The sequence below is a fragment of the Streptomyces sp. NPDC006529 genome, from assembly GCF_040611795.1.
Taxonomy (GTDB): domain Bacteria; phylum Actinomycetota; class Actinomycetes; order Streptomycetales; family Streptomycetaceae; genus Streptomyces.
In genome coordinates this window covers 62,397-84,143 of sequence record NZ_JBEXPB010000018.1, presented here as the reverse complement: position 1 = coordinate 84,143, position 21,747 = coordinate 62,397, and the positions used below count along the sequence as shown (strand labels likewise).

16 protein-coding genes are annotated in these 21,747 nt (G+C 72.5%); 7 read left to right on the top strand and 9 right to left on the bottom strand.

What is annotated here, in order from left to right; all coding sequences use genetic code 11:
- Positions 1 to 111: 111 nt before the first annotated feature.
- The gene (locus tag ABZY31_RS15665) at positions 112 to 1,548 is read right to left on the bottom strand and encodes a peptidoglycan recognition protein (protein WP_356409946.1); all 1,437 of its coding nucleotides are present in this window, start codon (positions 1,546 to 1,548) and stop codon (positions 112 to 114) included.
- Between the two features lie 138 nt (positions 1,549 to 1,686).
- Between ABZY31_RS15665 and ABZY31_RS15660 the strand changes: the two genes are divergently transcribed.
- The 4 genes from ABZY31_RS15660 to ABZY31_RS15645 all read left to right on the top strand — a co-directional run bounded on the left by ABZY31_RS15660 (position 1,687) and on the right by ABZY31_RS15645 (position 7,632).
- Positions 1,687 to 2,436 (top strand): TIGR03089 family protein, encoded by a 750-nt coding sequence (locus ABZY31_RS15660; RefSeq protein WP_356409943.1) that lies wholly within the window; start codon positions 1,687 to 1,689, stop codon positions 2,434 to 2,436.
- A gap of 182 nt (positions 2,437 to 2,618) precedes the next feature.
- On the top strand, positions 2,619 to 3,830 hold the full coding sequence (locus tag ABZY31_RS15655) for an LCP family protein (RefSeq protein WP_356409940.1): 1,212 nt from the start codon (positions 2,619 to 2,621) through the stop codon (positions 3,828 to 3,830).
- A gap of 224 nt (positions 3,831 to 4,054) precedes the next feature.
- The gene (locus ABZY31_RS15650) at positions 4,055 to 5,824 is read left to right on the top strand and encodes an LCP family protein (protein WP_356409938.1); all 1,770 of its coding nucleotides are present in this window, start codon (positions 4,055 to 4,057) and stop codon (positions 5,822 to 5,824) included.
- 95 nt (positions 5,825 to 5,919) lie between these two features.
- Positions 5,920 to 7,632, top strand: coding sequence for an LCP family protein (locus tag ABZY31_RS15645; protein ID WP_356409935.1), 1,713 nt, complete (start codon positions 5,920 to 5,922; stop codon positions 7,630 to 7,632).
- 73 nt (positions 7,633 to 7,705) lie between these two features.
- Here ABZY31_RS15645 and ABZY31_RS15640 read toward each other — a convergent pair whose 3' ends face one another.
- Complete coding sequence (locus ABZY31_RS15640; RefSeq protein ID WP_356409932.1) at positions 7,706 to 8,734, bottom strand: glycosyltransferase family 2 protein; 1,029 nt, start codon at positions 8,732 to 8,734, stop codon at positions 7,706 to 7,708.
- A gap of 252 nt (positions 8,735 to 8,986) precedes the next feature.
- Between ABZY31_RS15640 and ABZY31_RS15635 the strand changes: the two genes are divergently transcribed.
- Positions 8,987 to 10,375, top strand: coding sequence for an LCP family protein (locus ABZY31_RS15635; RefSeq protein WP_356410022.1), 1,389 nt, complete (start codon positions 8,987 to 8,989; stop codon positions 10,373 to 10,375).
- 31 nt (positions 10,376 to 10,406) lie between these two features.
- Here the strand turns inward: ABZY31_RS15635 and ABZY31_RS15630 are convergent, their stop codons facing one another.
- From ABZY31_RS15630 to ABZY31_RS15620, 3 genes are all read right to left on the bottom strand, one after another.
- Positions 10,407 to 11,924, bottom strand: coding sequence for a glycosyltransferase family 39 protein (locus ABZY31_RS15630; RefSeq protein ID WP_356409929.1), 1,518 nt, complete (start codon positions 11,922 to 11,924; stop codon positions 10,407 to 10,409).
- 93 nt (positions 11,925 to 12,017) lie between these two features.
- The gene (locus ABZY31_RS15625; protein ID WP_356409927.1) at positions 12,018 to 13,196 is read right to left on the bottom strand and encodes an acyltransferase; all 1,179 of its coding nucleotides are present in this window, start codon (positions 13,194 to 13,196) and stop codon (positions 12,018 to 12,020) included.
- A 166-nt stretch (positions 13,197 to 13,362) separates the two neighbouring features.
- Positions 13,363 to 13,920, bottom strand: a complete 558-nt coding sequence (locus ABZY31_RS15620) for an acyl-CoA thioesterase (RefSeq protein ID WP_356409924.1) — start codon at positions 13,918 to 13,920, stop codon at positions 13,363 to 13,365.
- Positions 13,921 to 14,025: 105 nt separating this feature from the next.
- Between ABZY31_RS15620 and ABZY31_RS15615 the strand changes: the two genes are divergently transcribed.
- Complete coding sequence (locus ABZY31_RS15615) at positions 14,026 to 15,342, top strand: LCP family protein (RefSeq protein ID WP_356409921.1); 1,317 nt, start codon at positions 14,026 to 14,028, stop codon at positions 15,340 to 15,342.
- 92 nt (positions 15,343 to 15,434) lie between these two features.
- Here the strand turns inward: ABZY31_RS15615 and ABZY31_RS15610 are convergent, their stop codons facing one another.
- The 3 genes from ABZY31_RS15610 to ABZY31_RS15600 all read right to left on the bottom strand — a co-directional run bounded on the left by ABZY31_RS15610 (position 15,435) and on the right by ABZY31_RS15600 (position 19,007).
- Positions 15,435 to 16,256, bottom strand: coding sequence for a polyprenol monophosphomannose synthase (locus ABZY31_RS15610; protein ID WP_356409918.1), 822 nt, complete (start codon positions 16,254 to 16,256; stop codon positions 15,435 to 15,437).
- A gap of 49 nt (positions 16,257 to 16,305) precedes the next feature.
- Positions 16,306 to 17,388, bottom strand: coding sequence for an NDP-sugar synthase (locus ABZY31_RS15605; RefSeq protein WP_356409915.1), 1,083 nt, complete (start codon positions 17,386 to 17,388; stop codon positions 16,306 to 16,308).
- A 446-nt stretch (positions 17,389 to 17,834) separates the two neighbouring features.
- Positions 17,835 to 19,007, bottom strand: a complete 1,173-nt coding sequence (locus tag ABZY31_RS15600) for an acyl-CoA dehydrogenase family protein (protein ID WP_356409912.1) — start codon at positions 19,005 to 19,007, stop codon at positions 17,835 to 17,837.
- A 216-nt stretch (positions 19,008 to 19,223) separates the two neighbouring features.
- Here ABZY31_RS15600 and ABZY31_RS15595 point away from each other — a divergent pair, with 216 nt between their 5' ends.
- Complete coding sequence (locus ABZY31_RS15595; RefSeq protein WP_356409909.1) at positions 19,224 to 20,564, top strand: UDP-glucose/GDP-mannose dehydrogenase family protein; 1,341 nt, start codon at positions 19,224 to 19,226, stop codon at positions 20,562 to 20,564.
- Positions 20,565 to 20,585: 21 nt separating this feature from the next.
- On the opposite strand, the gene ABZY31_RS15590 is transcribed toward ABZY31_RS15595, so the two are convergent.
- Entirely contained in the window at positions 20,586 to 21,719 is a 1,134-nt protein-coding gene (locus ABZY31_RS15590; protein ID WP_356409907.1) for a membrane dipeptidase, read from the bottom strand.
- Positions 21,720 to 21,747: the final 28 nt, after the last annotated feature.

Here is a 21,747-nt window from a genome sequence, read left to right as displayed (position 1 = left end):
CCGGCCCGAGCCGGGTGGGCAAGGGTCCCGGCCGGGCGGGACCTGGACCGGGGCCGGGAGGGTGGCCGCCTGGCCCGCGGCCGGGAACGTGGCTCCGGCACGGTCAGGGGTTCAGCGGCCCTGGAGGCGGGCCGCCGAGGAGCGGGTGGTGGGGAGCTTGCCGTACAGCAGGCGGCCGGGGCACTCCGTGGCGAAGCCGTCCCGGTGGCCGGAGATCACGTTCAGCCGGACATTGGTGCCCTTGCGGTACAGGTTGCCGCCCCCCGACCGGAGCGTCGTCTTCGACAGCGGGTTCGCCCCGAAGAGCCCCAGCTTCCAGGCCGTCAGCCGCGCGACCGCGTTCACGGCGGCGGCCGGCGGCTGCGCGTTGCCGAAGGTGCCGATCACCGCGATGCCCATGCTGTCCGTGTTGAACCCCATGGTGTGCGCGCCCTGCACCGCCTTGGTGACCCCGCCCGCCCGGCCCTCGTACACCGTGCCGCACTTGTCGACGGCGAAGTTGTAGCCGATGTCGCGCCAGCCGCTGCTGACCACGTGGTAGCGGTACAGGCTGCGCAGCACCGCCGGGGCGTCCCGGCAGGCGTAGTTGTTGCCCGAGGCGGTGTGGTGGACGAAGGCCGCCTTGACGGTGTTCGTGTACACGAACCCCGGTTCGCGCAGCCGCTCGTCGGCGCCCCAGCCGCGCCGGGTGACGATGGCGGGGCGCGGCCCGATGTAGGGACGGGCCGCCGGGCTGAGCGTCCCCTCGCTCGCGAGGACGGCGTCGGCGGTGGAGTCGGCCTTGTTCAGCGCCGGGATCGAGGTGGCGCCGAGCGGCGCGAGCGGCACGTTGGCCGCCGAGGACTCGGCCGCCTCCATGCTGAGCGCAGGCATGCCGGGCAGGCCCGGGATGCCGGCCTGGGTCTCGCCCTTGTCGTCGCCCAGCGGCGCCGAACCGTTCTTGGCGTCGCCCTCGGGCGGCGTCCGCGGCGCGGCGCCCGGGTCGACCAGCTCGATCCGCATCCCGGCGGGCAGCTTGGCCACGGCCGTCCGGTCGCCCGGTTCGGCCCGGACGCGGACTTCGACGCCGTCGGACTCGCCGACCCACAGCGGGGCGGTGCTGCCCCGGACCCGGCCCCCGGCGCGTTCGGCGGCGTCCGGGTCGGCGGCGTGCTCGCTGTTGTGGGTCTCGACGTCCTGCCAGTCGGACCAGGCGGCCGTGCGGGCGGAGCGGGTCCGGACCTGGACGGTGCCGGTCAGCTGGGTGGCCGCGTCGTCCCAGACGACGCCGACCAGGGAGAAGGTCCCCACGTCGCGCGCGGGCAGGCCCTTGGTCTCGGGGAGGCGGGGGGAGGCGCTCATGCCGGGTACGCCGGTGTCCCGGTCGGACGCGGGCGTGAGCGGGACGAGGGGCAGCGACTGGGTGGACCCGGCCGGGGCGGCCGGGGTCACGGGGGCCGCCGCCGTCGCGGTCGAGGCCGCCGCCGCCGTGGGGAGGGCGAGGGTGAGCGGGAGGGACAGTGCGGCCGCGGTCGCGACGCCGATCGAGGAAGCAAGGAATCCACGCATAAATGGATGCTGGACGCGCTGCTGACGGCCCGCCATCCGAGAACTGACGGATCGTCGGGTGCCGGGCGCGTGGCTTCCTCCGTACGGGGGAGGGGTATGGCCGCCGTACGGCGCAGCGCCCCGCGTAGCCTGAGCCGGGTGAACACCACTGACCGCACCCCTGCCGACCTGCTGCGATCCGCGCTCGCCGCCGATCCGGGCCGCCCCCTCGTCACCTTCTACGACGACGCGACGGGCGAGCGCGTCGAATTGTCCGTCGCCACCTTCGCCAATTGGGTGGCCAAGACCGCCAATCTGCTCCAGGGCGACCTCGGCGCCGAGCCCGGTGACCGGCTCGCGCTGCTGCTGCCCGCGCACTGGCAGAGCGCCGTGTGGGTGCTCGCCTGCGCCTCGGTCGGCGTGGAGGTCGTGGTGGGCGGGGATCCGGCCGACGCGGACCTCGTGGTGAGCGGGCCGGACACGCTGGAGGAGGCGCGGGCCTGTTCCGGTGAGCGGGTGGCGCTGGCGCTGCGGCCGCTGGGCGGGCGCTTCCCGCAGCCTCCGGCGGGGTTCGCGGACTACGCGGTGGAGGTGCCGGGGCAGGGCGACCGGTTCGCTCCCTTCGTGCCCGTCGATCCGGCGGGGGCGGCGCTGAGCGTCGGGGGCCGGGCGCTGTCGTCCGCGGAACTGGTGGACCTGGCCCGGGCGGACGCGGCCCGGCTCGGGCTGGCCGAGGGCTCCCGGCTGCTGTCGGGGCAGGGCTTCGACACCTGGGAGGGGCTGTCGGCGGGCCTCTTCGCGCCGCTGGCCGCGGGCGGGTCGGTGGTGCTCTGCCGCCACCTGGACCGGCTGTCACCGGACGCGCTGGCCCAGCGGACCGAGAGCGAGCGCGTCACGCACACGGCGTGAGCAGCCGGTCAAAGCCCCGGCACCCGCTCCGCCCACCTGCGGGAACGCGCTATTTGTCACCCACATGGCCCAGTACGGACCCCTGCCCCCGGGCCGCCCCGGCGACCCGGGGGCAGGATCGGCGTAGGCCGCGTACCCACCCCTGAGCGGCCGTCGCCCAGCGGTGAGGGACGGACACGGACGTGACCGACGGCGCAGGCATACCCGGGGACACCGGTGCGGAGACGGGCGCGACGCCGCCCCCGCGCCGGCGCCGCCGACTGCTGCGCTGGATCGGCCTCGGGCTGGTGCTGCTGGTCCTGGCGGGGGCCGCCACCGGCTGGTGGGTCTACCGCAAGCTGGAAGGCAACATCAAGGCGGACACCTCCGCCGCCGCGGAGCTGCGCCGCTACGACCGCGAGCGCCCCGTGCACGTCGTGGACGGCGCGCAGAACATCCTGCTGATCGGCTCCGACTCGCGCTCCGGCAAGGAGAACGCGAAGTACGGGCACGACCGCGGCACCCAGCGCTCGGACACCGCGATCCTGCTGCACCTGCCCGCGGACCGGCGCAGCGCGACGGCGGTGTCGCTGCCGCGGGACCTGATGACGACCGTCCCGAGCTGTCTGAAACCGGACGGGACGCGCACCGCGGAGCAGCTGGCCCAGTTCAACTGGGCCTTCGAGTGGGGCGGGGCCGGCTGCACGGTCCGCACGGTCGAGAAGCTGACCGGCATCCGGGTCGACCACCACGTGGTGGTGGACTTCGGCGGGTTCAAGAGGGTGGTCGGCGCGGTCGGCGGGGTCGAGGTCTGCCTCAAGGAGCCGATCGACGACCCCGAGGCCCGGCTGAAGCTGCCCGCCGGGCGGCAGGTCCTCCAGGGTGAGCAGGCGCTCGGGTTCGTCCGCGCGCGGCACAGCCTGGGCGACGGCAGTGACACCGAACGGATGGCCCGCCAGCAGGAGTTCCTCGGATCGCTGGTCAAGAAGGTGCAGAGTGAGGGGGTGTTGCTCAATCCGGGCCGGCTCTACCCGCTGCTGGACGCGGCGACGTCCTCGGTGACCACGGACCCGGGGCTCGCCTCGCTGCGCGGGCTGTACGAACTGGTGCGCGGCATACGGGACATACCCACCGACCGGATCAACTTCCTGACCGTACCCCGCAAGCCCTACGGCGCCGACCCGAACCGGGACGAACTGGCCGAGCCGGAGGCGGCCCGGCTCTTCCGTCAGCTGCGGATGGACCAGCCCGTCACCGTGGTCCCGCCCGCCCCGGCTGATCAGCGGGAACGGGCCGCGGGCGAGGGGACGGCCGAGGGCGGCGGGACGCCGGCGCCGAGCACGGGAACCGGTGCGAGCGCCTCTCCCGTCCCCACCTTCACGGGCACGACGGCGGGCAGGGCTACCTGCCGGTAAAGCAATCCCAAAAGCCGGTGTCCGAACCGAGCGGGTTGAGGGGATTGCCCGGTTATAAGGGGGGTGGAATTTGTCACCAGCATGGTTTGAGGGCGAACTGGGCGGATAAGGTGAGCGATCCGGTGCGCGGGCTGGCCAGAGACCGCACACCAGCAGCCGGATCGTTGACCGGGCGCCTGGGGGGAGGCGCGTCGCGAGGCACCCGACGGAGGATTCGAGCAACCGTGGATGCGCACAGCCGTGGGCGAGCAGATGAAGCCGACCCCGCCGACCAGTGGGTCATCGACCCCCGAACGGGCGACTACGAGCTGCGACTGGACCGCTCCGCTGCGCAGCAGCCTTCCCTGACCTCCCCGCGAAGAGCCCGCGCACCCTTCTCGGCCCCGCGCGCCGCGCAGCGTTCCGCCCGCCCGGGCCGGTCCGCCGCGGTCCCCTCGGCCACCTCCCCGACGGCCGCCTCCCCCGCGGTCCCCAAACCGCGGCGCGGCGAGGGTTCGGGCAGCGGGCGGCGCGGCGGCCGCAAGACGGCCGGCGGCGGTGGCGGCCGCGGCCCGCGCAAGGGGCTGGTCATCGTCGGCGGCTCGCTGGCGTTCCTGCTGGTGGGCGGCTCGCTGGCGGGATACCTGTACTACGACCACCTGAACGGCAACATCCAGACCACCGACACCCTCGGTGCGGGCCGCAACGGCTTCCAGAAGGACCAGCCGATCAACCTCCTGATCATCGGCACCGACAAGCGCACCGGTGACGGCAACCAGGGCTACGGCGACTCCGACAGCCCCGGGCACGCGGACACCACGTTCCTCTTCCACGTGTCCAAGGACCGGACGAACGCCACGGCGCTGTCCATCCCGCGCGACCTGATCACCAACATCCCCAGCTGCCCCACGCGGCAGAGCGACGGCTCGACGAAGACCATCCCCGCCGAGCGCGGGGTGCGCTTCAACACGAGCCTCGGCCAGGAGGGCCGCGACCCGGGCTGCACCATGCGCACGGTGCAGGAGCTGACCGGGATCCCGGTCGACCACTTCCTGATGGCGGACTTCAACGCGGTCAAGACGCTGAGCACCGCGGTCGGCGGAGTCCCGGTCTGCCTGGACAAGGCCGTCAAGGACCGGGACTCGAAACTGGACCTGTCGGCCGGCGAGCACCGGCTCGACGGGGAGCAGGCGCTCGCCTTCGTCCGTACCCGGCACTCCTTCGGCAACGAGAGCGACCTGGACCGGATCAAGACCCAGCAGCAGTTCCTGAGTTCGATGATCCGCGAGATGAAGTCGAAGGACACGCTGAGCAGCCCCAAGAAGCTGCTCGCGCTCGCGGAGGCGGCCACGAAGGCGCTCAAGGTCGACAAGGGCATGGGCTCCATCTCCCAGCTCACCGCGCTGGCCGGGGAGTTGAAGGGGATCAACCCCAAGAACGTCACCTTCACCACGCTGCCGGTGCTCGACAATCCGGCCGAGCGGGTCAAGGCGACCGTGGTGGTCAATCCGGGGCAGGCCGACCCGCTGCTCCAGATGATCCGCGGGGACGTCTCGCTGACCGCCGTGGAGCAGAAGGAGAAGGCCGCCGCGGCGGACGCCAAGAACAAGCAGGACGCGCTGCTCCAGGGCAACCGCGCGCCGGCCGCCGATGTCCGGGTGAACGTCGCCAACGGCGGCGGGCCGCAGGGTTCCGCCTCCACCACCCTGGCGTGGCTGCAGAATTCCAAGGGCGTGCAGAAGTCGAGCAACCTGGGCAACGCGCCCGCGAAGCTCGAACGGACCACGCTGGAGTACGCGCCCAACCAGGCCGACCAGGCCCGGGCGCTCGCCGACATGATGGGCCTGCCCGCGGCGGCCCTGAAGCCCGGCACGGCGGACGCGCCGCCGAAGACCCCGATGAAGCTCACGCTCGGCGCGGACTTCAAGGGGGCGGGGGTGTCGCTCACGGCGCCGCAGCAGACGCCCGAGGGCGTCCAGCGGGTCGAGGCCGACAAGGCGGTCTGCGCCCGATAACGGGGCCCACGGGGCCCGATGACGGGTCCCCCGGGGGACCTCCACAGCGATGACCGGCACAATGCCTGACGAACAGGATCTTGAGGGGGGTACGTGTGACGCACAGCAACGTGCGCGGGGAGGGTGCGCCCTCCGGGGCCACCGGCGGCATATCCGGCGGCAGCGGTGACGCGCCCGGCGCGGTACCCCGTCGGCGGCGCGGCCCGGGGAGCGGCGACGCCACCGGTGGCGACACCCCCGGCGGCGACGGCCCGGGCGCACGCGCCCGCCGCAGACGCGGCCCGTCGGGACCGCCGCGCAGGGGCCGCAGACGCGCGCTGCGCTGGGTGGCCTCGGTGCTGGCCTTCGTCATACTCGGGACGGCCGGCGCCGGATACCTGTACTACCGCTACATGAACGGCAGCATCCAGACGGACGCGCTGAACCTGGGCGACAGCAAGCTCGGCGGGTCCAAGCCGAACGCCTTCGGCCAGATCCCCCTGAACATCCTGCTCATCGGCTCCGACGCGCGCAACGACAAGGAGAACCAGGCCCTCGGCGGGGCCAGGGACACCTTCGACGGGCCGCCGCTGGCGGACGTGCAGATGCTGCTGCACCTGTCCGCGGACCGCACGAACATGTCGGTCGTCTCGATGCCGCGCGACACGATGATCAAGATGCCGAAGTGCACCGACACGGACGGCAAGGTCTACCAGGCCAGCACGAGGCTCGTGCAGACCAACGAGTCCCTCAACCGCGGCGGCCCCGGCTGCACGGTCGCGGCCTGGCAGGAGCTGACCGGCATCCCGATCGACCACTTCATGCTGATCGACTTCAAGGGCGTGGTCGCGATGGCGGACGCCATCGGCGGCGTCCCGGTGTGCGTCCAGCAGAACGTGTACTCGCACAACAGTGAGGGCCACGGCTCGGGCCTGAAGCTGACCAAGGGCGAGAACGTCATCCAGGGCGAACAGGCCCTCCAGTGGCTGCGCACCCGCTACGGCTTCGAGGACGGCACCGACATCGGCCGTACGCACGCCCAGCACATGTACATGAACTCCATGGCCCGCGAGTTCCGCAAGAACGCCAAGCTCACCAACCCGGTGAAGCTGAACAGCCTGGCGCAGGCGGCGATCAAGGCCATGGTCGTCGACACCGGACTGAACAAGATCGACAAGCTGTTCGACCTCAGCATGGAACTGAAGAAGGTCCCCCCGGGCCGGATCACGATGACCACCATGCCGTGGGTGTACAGCACCCGCGAGGAGGGCCGGGTCGAGCCGAAGCCGGTCGAGGCCGAGGAACTGTTCAAGATGGTCCGGGACGACGTCGCCCTCGACGGCAAGGGCCAGCCGGGGGCCGCCGCGTCCGCGGCGCCCGCTCCCTCACAGCCCGCCGCCGACCCGGCCGCGCCGCCCGCCCAGATCCCGGTCCTGGTGCGCAACGCGACCGGCGGCAAGAACGGCGAGAGCGCCATGGTCAAGGGCCGCTCGACCGAGGTCACCGCGCTGCTGGCGGGCAAGGGCTTCACCCGGGCCCGGTCCGACACCCAGGTCGCCGGCGAGGACACCACGGTGATCCGCTACGCGGGCCTGGACCAGGCCGGTGACGCGCAGGCCGTGGCCACCGCGCTCGGCCTGCCCGCGGGCGCCGTGCAGCGCTCCACCGACGTCACCGGGATCACCCTGTTCGTGGGCAAGGACTGGCGCAAGGGCGACGCCCCGGCCGCCGCTCCCCCGGCCCTGAACAAGGCCCCGGACTCGGCTCGCCCGCTGAACGGCGACAACGACAAGGAGTGCATGGCGATCCAGGAGGGCTTCACCTGGTAGCCGCTCCCGTACGACGCAGGGGCCCGGCGGATCGCATCCGCCGGGCCCCTGCGTCGTGTGGTGCCAACGCGTCCTACGGCGCCGCCGGAGCGTCCTCGCGCACCGACGGGCGGCGGCTCGCGATGACCTTGGCCGCCAGCGAGCGCGGGCTGGTCAGGAAGCCGAAGCCCCAGCACATGTGCATGGTGGCCAGGGCGACCGGGATCCGGACCCGGGCCTTCGGCGACAGCCCCCGGCCCGCCGGGACGGAGCCCGCGGTGATCGCGGCCAGGTAGCCCGCCGGGACCACGAAGGCCCAGGGGGTGAGCGTCGCGCCCGCCACCGCGCCCGCGGCGATCGCGACGAGCGCGGTCGGCGGGGCGAGGTAGCGCAGGTTGATCGAGCCGGCGTGGTAGCGGGCCACCACGCGGCGCCAGCGCCCGTAGTCCTTGTACTGCTTGGCCAGCGCCCGCACGGAGGGCCGCGGACGGTACTGGACCTTCAGCTCGGGCGAGAACCAGATCAGTCCGCCGGCCTCGCGGATGCGGAAGTTCAGCTCCCAGTCCTGGGCGCGGATGAACTCCACGTTGTAGCCGCCCGCGCGCTCCAGCGCCTCGCGGCGGAACACGCCGAGGTAGACGGTGTCGGCGGGGCCCGCCTCGCCGCCGGTGTGGAAGGCCGCGTTGCCGACACCGATCTTCGAGGTCATCGCGGCGGCGACGGCGTCCTCCCAGGCGTTCTCGCCCTCGGCGTGCATGATGCCGCCGACGTTCTGCGCGCCGGTCTCCTCCAGGAGCCGCACGGCGGTGGCGATGTAGTTCGGGGAGAGCATGCCGTGCCCGTCGACCCGTACCACGATCGGGTGACGCGAGGCCTTGATGGCGGCGTTGAGGGCGGCGGGCGTGCGGCCGGTGGGATTCGGGACGGTGTGGACGCGCGGGTCTTCGCTGACGAGCTGTGCGGCGATCTCGTCGGTCCGGTCCGTGGACGGGCCGAGCGCGATCACCACCTCCATCTCGCCCGCGTAGTCCTGCCCCAGGATGTGCTGGACGGAGTCGCGCAGATGGCGCTCCTCGTTGAGCACCGGCATGATCACCGAGACGGCGGGCTGCTGGGTCGGCATGTGGTCCTTCAAGGTCGGGTATCGGTGTCACGTTACCGCGTACGGGGGAACCGGGTGCGCGCCGGACGATCGGTACGGTCAGTCGCTGATCGTATGGGCCTACTGTTCTGGCGAATCTGCCCCCTGCTTTGCGCCGCGGAGGTGTCCCCCGTGTCCCCCGTGCCCCACCCGCACCGCTCTCCCCGTCCCGCACCACCGCAGCGCCCCCGGCGCGGCGGCCCCGCCCGGCGCCCTCACCCGCCGCGCTGGGGCGTGCGGCTGGCGGCGACCGTCTCGGTGGTGGTCCTGGGCTCCGGGGCGATCGGCCACGCGGTGATGACCGGCCTGGACACCGGGATCGAGCGGGTGGACCCCTTCAAGGACATGAAGAACCGCCCCCAGGCCGGGCACGGCGTGAACTTCCTGCTCGTCGGCACCGACGGCCGGGACAAGATCAGCTCCGACCAGAAGCGCGACTACAAGCTGGGCGGGGCGCCCTGCCACTGCACCGACACGATCATGCTGGTGCACATCTCGGCCGACCGGGGACGGGCCAGCGTGGTGAGCCTGCCCCGCGACAGCTACGCCGAGATCCCCGAACACACCGACCCCTCGACCGGCAAGACCCACCGCGCGCACCCGGTGAAGCTGAACGCCGCCTATGCGGAGGGCGGCCCCAACCTGACCGTGCGCACCGTGGAGAACATGACCCGGGTGAAGATCGACCACTACCTGGAGGTCGACTTCACCAGCTTCATGAAGACGGTCGACGCGATCGGCGGGGTGGAGATCTGCACCGCCAAGACGATGCGGGACTCCTACACCGGCCTCGACCTCCAGCCCGGCACCCACCGCCTGACCGGCGGCCAGGCCCTGCAGTACGTCCGTTCGCGCCATGTGGACGGGGCCGCCGACCTGGGCCGGATGCAGCGCCAGCAGCGGTTCGTCGCGGCGCTGATCAAGCAGTCCGCAAACGGCGGGATGCTGCTGAACCCGGTGAAGTTCAAGCAGGTCAGCTCGACGCTGCTGGGTTCGGTGCGGGCCGACCCGGGCTTCGGCTCCGAGCAGATGCTGGCGCTGGGTCAGGCGATGCGGGGCTTCTCGCCGTCCTCCTCCGAGTTCGCGTCCGTACCGGTCGGCGACGCCTCGTTCCCGGTGAAGGGCCTCGGCGACACGGTCAAGTGGGACGGGCCGAAGGCCGCCAAGGTGTTCGCCGCGCTGCGCGACGACCGCCCGCTCGCCCCGGCCCGGCCGGCCGCCGCGCCGGGGCGGGCGGCGGCGCCGGCCGCCGTACCGGTGGACGTGGCCCCCCAGCAGATCCGGATCCAGGTGGAGAACGGCACCCGGATCGACGGCATGGGCGGCCGCGTCGACGAGGCGCTGCGGGCCACCGGCTTCGACACCACCCGCGCCCCCGGGAACGCGGCCAGCCGCGAGGTCAAGCGCACGGTGGTCACCTACGACCCGCGCTGGGACCGCTCGGCGCGGACGGTGGCGGCGGCGCTGCCCGGCATCGAACTGCGGGCGGTGGCCGGCCAGGGCCGGACCCTGATCGTGACGGCGGGCGCGGACTACAAGAAGGTGGTCCCGGTCCGCGCCGAGGACCCCTACCAGGGCGAGTTCGGCGTGGTGACGGGCGACCAGGTGGTGTGCGGGGGCTGAGCGGGGGGCGGGGCCAAGGCCGGGCCCCCGGTCAGCGGTTCCGCTCGACCAGGCTGACCTGGAGGTTGCCCGCCTTCGTGGTCCTGACCACCTTGTAGTGGTCCTTGAGCGCCTTCTCCTGCGGCTCGGGAAGCTTGTGGTACGGGTTGGCCGTACCGCTCCAGGTGACGACCCACACCCGCCGGGTCCCGTCCAGGCAGACGACCGGGCGGTCGCACTCGACGGGGAAGAGGTCGTCGCTCGCGATCGCGGAGCGCTGGGCGAAGACGTCCTTGAGCCGGACCCGCGGGGGCAGGTAGTACTCGACCGTGAAGTCGATCATGTAGACGCGGTCGGCGCCCCGGACCGGCACGAAGCCGTCGCCGGGCCGGTAGTCCTTGCCGATGATGTCCGCCACGGCCCGGCCGTCGGTGCGGTCCTTCACGTACTTCGTCCGCAGCTGCCGCTGGTCCGCGGCGCCGAGCAGGATCAGCAGGGCGAGACCGGCCGCACCGACCACCCGCGGCCGCAGCGCCGCCAGGCCGGCCGCGGCGAGCACCACCCAGGCGGGCAGCGTGAAGAGCAGGTAGCGGTCCAGGAAGTACGACGTGCTGCCCTGCGAGATCACGAAGGCGACGGCGATCGGCACGGCGGCCACCAGGCCCGCCTCGACGGCGGGGCGCCGGCCGCGGCTCCAGGCCAGCGGCAGCAGCGCGGCCGCGATCATGCCGAGGGCGACCAGGGGGGAGGCGAAGAGGTTGGTCCACAGGTCCGCGATGCCGCGCAGGTGCGGGACCTTCAGCCAGCTGATCTGGCGGCCGACCTGGCGCTGGCCCAGCAGCGCCAGCGGGATCACCGGCAGCAGGCCGACCACGACCGCGGCCGCGAAGGTGACGGGCAGCCGCCAGGCGCGGGCGCGCCACCAGCGCAGCACCACGATCATCGCGTGGGGCAGCAGGAAGAGCAGGGAGACCACGTGGAAGAGGCCCGCCGCGGCCACCGCGAGGGAGTACGGCAGCCAGCGCGCCACCGTGGGCCGGTCGAGCGCCTGCAGCAGCAGCCAGGTGGCCGCGGCGACCGCGAGGACGACGAAGGCGTAGGAACGGGCCTCCTGGCCGTACTTGGAGACGGCCGGCAGCAGGGCGAAGAGCAGCCCGGCGAAGACGGCGGTGCGGCGGTCGAAGAGATGGCGGGCCGTCAGGACGACGAAGGCCGCCGCCCCGGCCATGGCCAGGGCCGACGGCATCCGCAGCATGGCCTCGGAGTCGCCGAAGACCGAGACCCAGCCGTGCAGGATCAGGTAGTACGCACCGGAGACGGCGTCGACGTGACCGAGCATCCCGAGGAGGTCGTCGGTGTCGCGGAGGGCAGCGTTCCAGCTGGCGAACTCGTCGCGCCAGGGCTGGGCGTTGCCGCTGCCTATGGTGGCGACCGCGAAGGTCAGCAGCGCCGCCCACACCCAGTCGAAGCGGGAGGCGCGCGGCGCGCGGGCCGCCCCTGCCCGTCCGGCGGCCGACGGCTCCCGTCCGGAGCCGGTGTCGGGCACGACGGCCGTACTGCTGGTGGTCATCTGCTCAGGCCTTCCGGATCGGTCAACGATCCAGAGTAAGTGAGGGGTGGAGCCGGAGCCCAACCCGGGGCGGCGCCGCCGCCCCGGGGAGCCCTAGGCGCGGGCCCGGACCGGCGGGTCGCTCTTCGGGAGCGCGCCCTGGGGGCCCCGCGCCCCGTCCAGCAGCCGCTTGAGCCACGCGGACAGCGGGCGTTCGGCGTACCGGTGGACGAGCCAGGCCAGCGAGAGGATCACGGCCAGGCACATCGCGAGCAGCGGGTACGGGGCGATGCCGTGGTCGCGGCCCCAGCGGATCATGGCCCAGCCCAGCTCCTGGTGGAGCAGGTACACGGGGTACGTCAGCGCGCCCGCCACCGTCAGCCACTTCCAGCGGATCCAGTTGAGGGCGCCCATCGAGACGGCGAGCATGACCAGGAAGCTCGCGCCCGAGATGACGGCCATGACCGGCCAGGACAGGGTGTGGTGGACCTCGTACTCGTAGGAGCCGACGGTGATGTGCAGCCGGTTCTGCGCGAACAGCCAGGAGAAGGCGACCACTCCGAGCAGCATCGGGTTCACGCCGAAGCGGTAGATCAGGTACATGGCCACGCCCGCGATGAAGTACGGGGCGTCCTGCGGCATGAAGACGGTGTCCATCAGCTTGCTGCCCGTACCGGGCGTGATGACGGCCAGGATCGTCCAGATGCCGCAGAAGGCGAGCACCCGGCGGTACGTCAGGCCCATCACCGCGACGACGGCGAACAGCAGGTAGAAGCGCAGCTCGATCCAGAGGGTCCAGTAGACGCCGTCCGCCTCGGTGACGCCGAGCGGGCGCTCCAGCATCGTGAGGTTGGTCAGCACGTCGCTGAGGCTCATCGGGCGGCGGGCGGCGCGGACCGTGGACGCGAAGTTCACCACGAGGGTGGTGATGACGATGCCCACCCAGTAGGCGGGGTAGAGGCGCACCACGCGGGAGGTGAAGTAGTCCCGCGGCGAGCGCCCCCAGCAGGACATGCAGATGACGAAGCCGCTGATGAGGAAGAACAGCTGGACGCCCATCCAGCCGTAGGCCCCGAACCGGTGGGCCGTCGGCATCACCGTCTGGGCCCGCTGGCCCCAGACCTCGGGGTGGATGTTGACTCCGGTCCAGTGGAAGGCGACCACCGAGAGCGCCGCGATCAGGCGCAGTCCGTCGAGCACGTAGAGACGGGGACGCCGGGGTCCCCTCGGGCCGCGGTCCGGCGGGGCGGGAACGGCCTCCCGCAGGGGCGGGGGCGGTGTGACGGTCGACATGTGAAGACAACTCCGCGGCGAGGCCGACTGTAGGCAGGAGGGCAGGAGAGCCGGGTTCCGGTCCGCCGGACGAGCCGCGGACGTCCGCGACACTTTACGGGGATCCGCCACGGACCCACAGGCGGTGCACGGCCCAAGTGACCGGGAACACCCCGTTCCGCCCGCCTCAGGCGTCCAGGCCCTGGGCCGTCCTCTCCTCGCGCAGCGCCATGATCGCCCGGCGGCGGGCGAGGCGGTGGGTGCGGCGGATCTCGGCCTCCTGGTAGCGGCGCCGGTCCTGGTCGGTCTCCGGGATCACCGGCGGCACGGTGCGCGGCTTGCCCTCGGCGTCGACGGCGGTGAAGACGAGGTAGGCGCTGCCGACCTGGGTGGCGGGGGTCGACTCGTTCCACCGCTCGGCCAGGACCCGTACGCCGATCTCCATGGAGGAGCGGCCGGTCCAGTTGCACTGCGCCTTCACGTGCACGAGGTCGCCGACGCGGACCGGTGCGAGGAAGGCCATCTCGTCCATGGAGGCGGTGACCGCGGGGCCGCCGGAGTGCCGTCCGGCGACGGCGCCCGCCGCGTCGTCCACCAGCTTCATGATCACGCCGCCGTGCACCGTGCCGAGGAGATTGGTGTCGTTGGCCGTCATGATGTGGCTGAGGGTGGTCCGCGAGGCCGAGATCGGCTTGCCGGGCGTCTGCGCGCCCCGCTCGTCCCGCACGGCCGGTGTGTCTGTCATACCGCCACCTTAAAGCCGTCGCGGATGCATCAGCTGTGCAACAGCACCGGTACGATCCCCCGCCCGCCCTGTCCCGCGCCCCCGGCGGCCAGGCATCCTTGTCCCATGAATGACTGGCCTGATGGGCGGCGGAACGAGAACCGCGACGACCGGTACGGACGCGGCGGCGCCCAGGCGCGTCCCGAGGACGCCCAGCGCCTGCCGCACGTCCAGCGCCGGCAGCCCCCCGTACCGCAGCAGGGCCGCCCCGCGCAGGCGCCGCCCGGGTACGGCGTACCGCCCCAGCAGCAGCCGTCGTACGACGGCGGCTACGACAGCGGGTACAACACCGGGCAGGTCTACGGATCCCCCGCGCCCCACGGCCCCGGCGGCCCGGCCGGACCCGCGGGTCCCGGCGGCCCCGGAGGGCCGGGCGGGCGGCCGGGCCGCGCCCCGGGACCGGCCCCGGACTGGCGCAAGCGGATCAAGATCGGCTCCATCGTGCTGGTCTCGGCGCTCGTCGTGACCACCGTCGGCACCTACTTCTGGGCCGATTCCAAGGTGCGCCGGGAGGTCGACCTCTCCAAGGTCATCGAGCGCCCCAAGGAGGGCGACTGCACGACGTACCTCATCGTCGGTTCCGACAGCCGCGAAGGCCTGTCCGACGAGGACAAGAAGAAGCTGCACACCGGCTCGGCCGAGGGCAAGCGGACCGACTCGATGATGATCCTGGCGGCCTGCTCCAGCGGCAACACCATGGTCTCGCTGCCGCGCGACTCGGACGTGGAGATCCCCTCCTTCGTCGGCTCGCAGTCCGGCAAGAAGTTCGCGGGCAAGGGCAAGCGGGAGAAGCTGAACGCCGCGTACGCCGACGACGGGCCCGAACTGCTGGTGCGCACGGTGGAGTTCAACACCGGTCTGCGCATCGACCACTACGCGGAGATCGGCTTCGCGGGCTTCGCGAACATCGTGGACGCGCTCGGCGGCGTCGACATGAACATCGAGAAGGGCTTCAAGGACGAGAAGTCCGGCGCCGACTTCAAGGCGGGCGAGCAGACCCTCAACGGCCAGCAGGCCCTGGCTTTCGTCCGCACCCGCTACGCCTTCGCCGAGTCGGACCTGGCGCGCACCAAGAACCAGCAGAAGTTCCTGTCGACCCTGGCCCACCAGGCGGCCACGCCGGGCACCGTCCTGAACCCCTTCCGGCTGTACCCGACGCTGGGCGCGGGCCTGGACACCCTGATCGTGGACAAGGACATGGGCCTGTTCGACCTGGGCGAGATGTTCTTCGCGATGAAGGGCATCAGCGGCGGCGACGGCGTCTCGATGAACATGCCGATCTCCGGCGAGCGGGGCGGCAACCTCATCTGGGACAAGACCAAGGTGCAGCAGCTGGTCAAGCAGATCCAGAACGACCAGAAGGTCACGGTGACGGCCAACTAGAAGCCCGTGCCCGACCGGATACGGCGAAGGGCCCGCGGACGGTGTCCGCGGGCCCTTCGCTGCGTACGCAGTGCGTCCGGAGTGCGACCGGGTCAGCGCTTGCCGGCGCGGGCGCGCAGCTTCCACGGCATGGCGATGGACTCCAGCTGGACCGCGAGGTTCATCTTGGACTCGCCGACGGTGCGGTCCTCGAAGTGGATCGGCACCTCCATGACCTGGAAGTCGCGGCGCAGCGCCTTGAACTTCATCTCCACCTGGAAGCTGTAGCCCGCGCTGCCGACCGACGCGAGGTCGATGGCGCGCAGCGCCTCGGCGCTCCACATGTTGAAGCCGCCCGTGATGTCGCGGACGCGGGTGCCCAGGATGGTGCTCGCGTAGGCGTTGGCCCAGCGGGAGAGCAGCTTGCGGTGGGCGCCCCAGGCGTCGGAGAGGGTGCCGCCGGGGACGTAGCGGCTGCCGACGACGAGCCCGGCACCGGTGGACATGGCCACGCCCAGCATCTCGGCGATCTTGCCGGAGGGGTGCGAGCCGTCGGCGTCCATCTGGAGGACGTAGCGGGCGCCGTCCTCGACGGCCTTGGTCATGCCCGCGGCGTAGGCGCGGCCGAGGCCATCCTTCGTGGTGCGGTGCAGGACCGACATGCGCGGGGAGCCGTCCTCGGCGAGGTGCCCCTCGGCGAGGTCTTCGGCGATCTTGCCGGTGCCGTCGGGCGAGGAGTCGTCGACGACCAGCAGGCGCAGACCCGGCAGGTCCAGGCCCATCAGCAGCTCGACCATGCCCGGCAGGTTGCCCGCCTCGTTGTACGTGGGCATGACCACGGTCAGCGGGGTGTGCGCCCACGCGTCGGGCAGCGTGGTGGAAGCGGTCGCGGCCGCGGCCGCGCTCTCGCGGGGAGTCTTCTGCTCGCCTATCACAGGGTTATGCCTCACTGAAGTCGGTCGGTACGCGTGCACCCGGCCGCAATCACCGGTCCGAGGAGAAGCGCACGGCGGCGTCAGGCAGCTCTGCCTCACACCACACCCGCACCCCGGCACGAAGTTCGTTGTCAGCCCCCACCAGCGCACCGTCGCCGATCACGGCGCCGTCCAGCACCGTGCGCGCGCCCACGGCGGCGCCGGCACCGATCAGACTGGCGGTCACGTGCGCGTCCGGCCCAATGGTGGCGCCGTCCAGCACGATGGAGCCCAGTACGACGGCGCCCGATTCGATCCGGGCACCGGCACCCACCACGGTACCTCCCGCAACCTTGGCGTCCTCCGCCACCCGGGCGCCGGGGAGGACCAGCGCCTCGCCGCGCGGGCCGGGGACGGCCGGGGAGTGGACGACGCCGCGGACGAGATCGGCGGATGCCTGGACGAAGGACTCGGGCTTGCCGAGGTCCAGCCAGTAGGTGTCCTCGGTCTTGCCGTACAGCTTGGCGCCGGAGGCGAGGAGCCCGGGGAAGGTCTCGCGCTCGACGGAGACCGGCCGACCGGCCGGAATGGAGTCGATGACGGAACGGCGGAAGACGTAGCAGCCGGCGTTGATCTGGTCGGTGACGATCTCCTCCGGGGTCTGCGGCTTCTCGGTGAAGGCCAGCACCCGCCCCTCGGAGTCGGTGGGGACCAGGCCGAAGGCGCGCGGGTCCTCGACCCGCACCAGGTGCAGGGAGACGTCCGCGTCGGCGGCCCGGTGGGAATCGACCAGACCGCGGATGTCCAGGCCGGTCAGGATGTCGCCGTTGAAGACCAGGACGGGCTCGTCGGCGCCGCCGGTCAGCAGCCGGGCGGCGTTGCGGATCGCGCCACCGGTGCCGAGGGGCTCGTCCTCGACGACGTATTCGAGGTGGACACCGAAAGCGGAACCGTCACCGAAGTAGGGCTCGAACACTTCGGCCAGGTAGCAGGTGGCCATCACGATGTGCGTGACACCGGCGTCGGCGGCCCTGGCTATCTGGTGGGCGAGGAACGGCACACCGGCGGCCGGAACCATCGGCTTGGGGGTGTTCACCGTGACGGGGCGCAGTCGCGTCCCCTGCCCACCGACCAGCAGGATCGCTTCCGTCATTTTTTCTCCCCAACAGGTACGGGCACACGAAGGTTCAAATTTAGCCCACCCGGGGACGTGCGGAGGCCGGAGGCGGCGCCCGGGGAACCCCTGCGGCCACGGCACTGTTTATGGGAGGTTACGTACCAGGACGATCCACCGGACCGGTTGGTTCCCTTCCCGGGAATTCCCGCGCCCACGCGACGCGCCGCCCGACCCGCGGACGGGCCCAACTCACCCCGGCGCGGGCCTTGGTGACGGCCACTCACCCGCCGCGCCGGTCCCGGGCCGCCCGGGCCCGCGTACGGCCCGCGCCGGAACCGGATCGTTAGCGAGCCGGTACCCGCGGGGCGGCCGCGGCACCGGACCCCGCGCAGCCGGCCGCGCCTCGGTACGCCGCACGGCGGCCCCCGGCGCGCTCGCGCGGGGGCCGCCGTGGTGGCGCGGACTGCGTGGCCGCCGCGCCGCTACGGCAGGTTGCGGGCCATGACGATCCGCTGGACCTGGTTCGTGCCTTCATAAATCTGCGTGATCTTCGCGTCGCGCATCATGCGCTCCACCGGGTAGTCGCGCGTGTAGCCGTAGCCGCCGAGGAGCTGGACGGCGTCCGTGGTGATCTCCATGGCGACGTCGGAGGCGAAGCACTTGGCCGCGGCGCCGAAGAAGGTGAGGTCCTCGTGGGGGCCCCCGCCGGAGACGCGCTCGGAGCGGGCGGCGGCCGCGTACGTCAGCTGGCGGGCGGCCTCCAGCTTCATGGCCATGTCCGCGAGCATGAACTGCACGCCCTGGAAGTCGCCGATCGGCTTGCCGAACTGCTTGCGCTCCTGGACGTAGCCCTTGGCGTAGTCCAGGGCGCCCTGCGCGATGCCGAGCGCCTGCGCCGCGATGGTGATGCGGGTGTGGTCCAGGGTCTTCATGGCGGTGGCGAAGCCGGTGCCCTCGGCGCCGATCATGCGGTCGGCCGGGATGCGCACGTTGTCGAGGTAGACCTCGCGGGTCGGCGAGCCCTTGATGCCGAGCTTCTTCTCCGGGGCGCCGAAGGAGACGCCTTCGTCCGACTTCTCGACGACGAAGGCGCTGATGCCCTTGGAGCGCTTCTCCGGGTCGGTGACGGCCATCACCGTGTAGTACTCGGAGACGCCCGCGTTGGTGATCCAGCGCTTCACGCCGTTGAGCACCCAGAAGTCGCCGTCGCGCACCGCGCGCGTCTTCATGCCGGCCGCGTCCGAGCCCGCGTCGGGCTCCGAGAGCGCGTACGAGAACATCGCGTCGCCCTTGGCCAGCGGGCCCAGGTACTTCGCCTTCAGCTCCTCGGAGCCGGAGAGGATCACCGGGAGCGAGCCGAGCTTGTTGACGGCCGGGATGAGGGAGGAGGAGGCGCAGACGCGGGCCACTTCCTCGATCACGATGACGGTCGCCAGCGCGTCGGCGCCCGCGCCGCCGTAGGACTCGGGGACGTGGACGGCGTGCAGGTCGCTGGCGACGAGCGCGTCGAGGGCCTCCTGCGGGAAGCGGGACTCCTCGTCGACCGCGGCCGCGAACGGCAGGATCTTGGCCTCGGCGAGCGAGCGGACCGACTCGCGGAGCATGTCGTGCTCCTCGGCCGGGCGGTACAGGTCGAAGTCGGCAGAACCCGCCAAGACTCTCACTCCCCAAGGTGATGCGTGATGCTAACTACCGTTAAGTAACCCTGAGCTTAGTGTCCCGGCCCGGTCACGGATACGTGGGCCGCACGTGAGTTGCGTGACAGCCGGTACGGGGAGGCCGCCGCACGCCGGGGACACGGAGGAGCGTCCCCCCGTCCCCGCCCGACTATGCTCGGTTGCCGCAATCGGCCCCGCACCCCTGGAGCACGCATGGCCCCCAAGATCACTGTGATCGGTACCGGCTATCTCGGCGCCACCCACGCCGCTGCCATGGCCGAACTGGGCTTCGAGGTGCTCGGGCTGGACATCGTCCCGGAGAAGATCGAGATGCTGGCCGCGGGCCGCGTCCCGATGTACGAACCGGGGCTGGAGGAGCTGCTCGGCGCGCACGTCGCCGGGCTGCCGGGGTCGAGCGGGCGGCTGCGCTTCACCACCTCCTGGGAGGAGGTCGGCGCCTTCGGCGACGTCCACTTCGTCTGCGTGAACACTCCGCAGAAGCACGGCGAGTACGCCTGCGACATGTCGTACGTCGACTCCGCGATCGAGTCGCTGGCCCCGCACCTGACCCGGCCCGCCCTGGTCGTCGGCAAGTCCACCGTGCCGGTGGGCTCGGCGGTCCGGCTTGCGGCCCGGCTGGCGGAGCTGGCCCCGGCGGGCCGGGACGTGGAACTGGCCTGGAACCCGGAGTTCCTGCGGGAGGGCTTCGCGGTCCAGGACACCCTGCACCCGGACCGGATCGTGGTCGGCGTGCAGGGCGAGTCCGCGGAGAAGCTGCTGCGCGAGGTCTACGCGATCCCGCTCGGCGAGGGGTCGCCGCTCGTCGTCACCGACTTCCCGACGGCCGAGCTGGTCAAGACCGCCGCGAACTCCTTCCTCGCCACGAAGATCTCCTTCATCAACGCGATGGCGGAGGTGTGCGAGGCCGCGGGCGGCGACGTGATGAAGCTGGCCGAGGCGATCGGGCACGACGACCGGATCGGCCGCAAGTTCCTGCGCGCCGGGATCGGCTTCGGCGGCGGCTGCCTGCCGAAGGACATCCGGGCCTTCATGGCCCGGGCCGGCGAGCTGGGCGCCGACCAGGCGCTGACCTTCCTGCGGGAGGTCGACTCGATCAACATGCGCCGCCGCGGCCACATGGTCGAGCTGGCCCGGGACGCGGTCGGCGGGTCCTTCCTCGGCAAGCGCGTCGCCGTCCTCGGGGCCACCTTCAAGCCGGACTCGGACGACGTCCGGGACTCGCCCGCGCTGAACGTGGCCGGTCAGATCCACCTCCAGGGCGGCCAGGTCACCGTCTACGACCCCAAGGGCATGGACAACGCCCGCCGCGTCTTCCCCACCCTGGCGTACGCCGACTCCGCCGTCGCGGCGGTGACGGGCGCGGACGTCGTCCTGCACCTGACCGAATGGAGCGAGTTCCGCGACCTGGACCCGGCGGCCCTGACCCCCCTGGTCTCGGTCCCGCTGATCCTGGACGGCCGCAACGCCCTCGACTCCGCCCGCTGGCGCGCGGCGGGCTGGACCTACCGGGCCATGGGGCGCCCGCGGGCGTAGTCGGGGTTGCAGGCCGGTGGGCTACGGGCCCCCGCGCCGGTGGTGGGCCGCGCGGGCGGTGAACTCCGCGTCGCGCAGCACGCGTTGGGCGTTGCCCCAGGTCAGCAGGGCCAGGTCCGGTTCCGTCCAGCCGCGGTCCAGGAGTTCCGCGATCAGGCGGGGGTAGCCGGAGGGGTCGGTCAGGCCCGCCGGGCGCGGGAGCGGGGCCTCGGCGCCGAAGGCTGCGCCGAGGCCGACGGCCTGCGGGCCCGCCACCGCCCGTACGTGGTCGAGGTGGTCCGCCACCGCGTGCAGCGAGTCCCCGGTGCGGGCGGAGGCGAAGGTCACCATGCACAGGCCGCCCGCGGCCCGCAGGGCGAGCAGGACCTCGTCGGAGACGTTCCCGGGGTGCGGGGTGACGGCTGCGGCCGCGGTGTGGGAGATCAGCACCGGGGCCTTCGAGGCGCCCGCGATCTGCACCGCGACCGCGTCCTCGCAGCCGGTCAGGTCGATCAGGACCGCGAGCCGGTTCAGCTCCCGCACCACCTCGTGGCCGAAGACCGTCAGCCCCTGGTCGGCCCAGGCGGCGCCCGCCGGGGCCAGGCTGCGCACGCCCAGCGCGTGCAGGGCCCGCAGGGTGGCGAGCGAGTCGGTCAGCGCGCGGCCGGGCGCCGGGCCGAGGAACGAGGCGATCCGCCCGCGGTTGCGCGCGTCGGCCATGTCGTCCGCGCACAGCGCGAGGCTCAGGCTGTCGGGGTGGCGCCGCAGCAGGTGCTGCGCGAGGTCGATCTGTTCGAGGGTCTCTACGAGCACCCGGTCCCGCCCCGGGGTGAACAGCGACCAGAACTGGGCCCCGACCGCGCCGGCCCGCAGCCGGGGGATGTCGGTGTCCACGCCGCCCTCGGGGGTGCCGAGGTCGTCGTGGTAGGGGCTCTGGCGCAGCGTCCACAGCAGGGTGTTGCACCCGTCGGCGACGGGATGGGCGGCCAGCAGCGCGGCGGCCCGGTCGAGGGCCCCGGGCGTTCCCGTGCCGGGCGCGGCCGCGGGGTCGGCTCCGGCGGCGTCGGGCGCGGCGGGGGCGGAGCCCACGTGCGCGGGGTCGTCCTGCAGGTCGGCCATGGCGTTCGCTCCGGTCTCGGCGGCAGCGGGGAGGGAGAAGTGCTGCCACCGTGACATGGGGGACGCGCGGGTACGCGGCGGATGT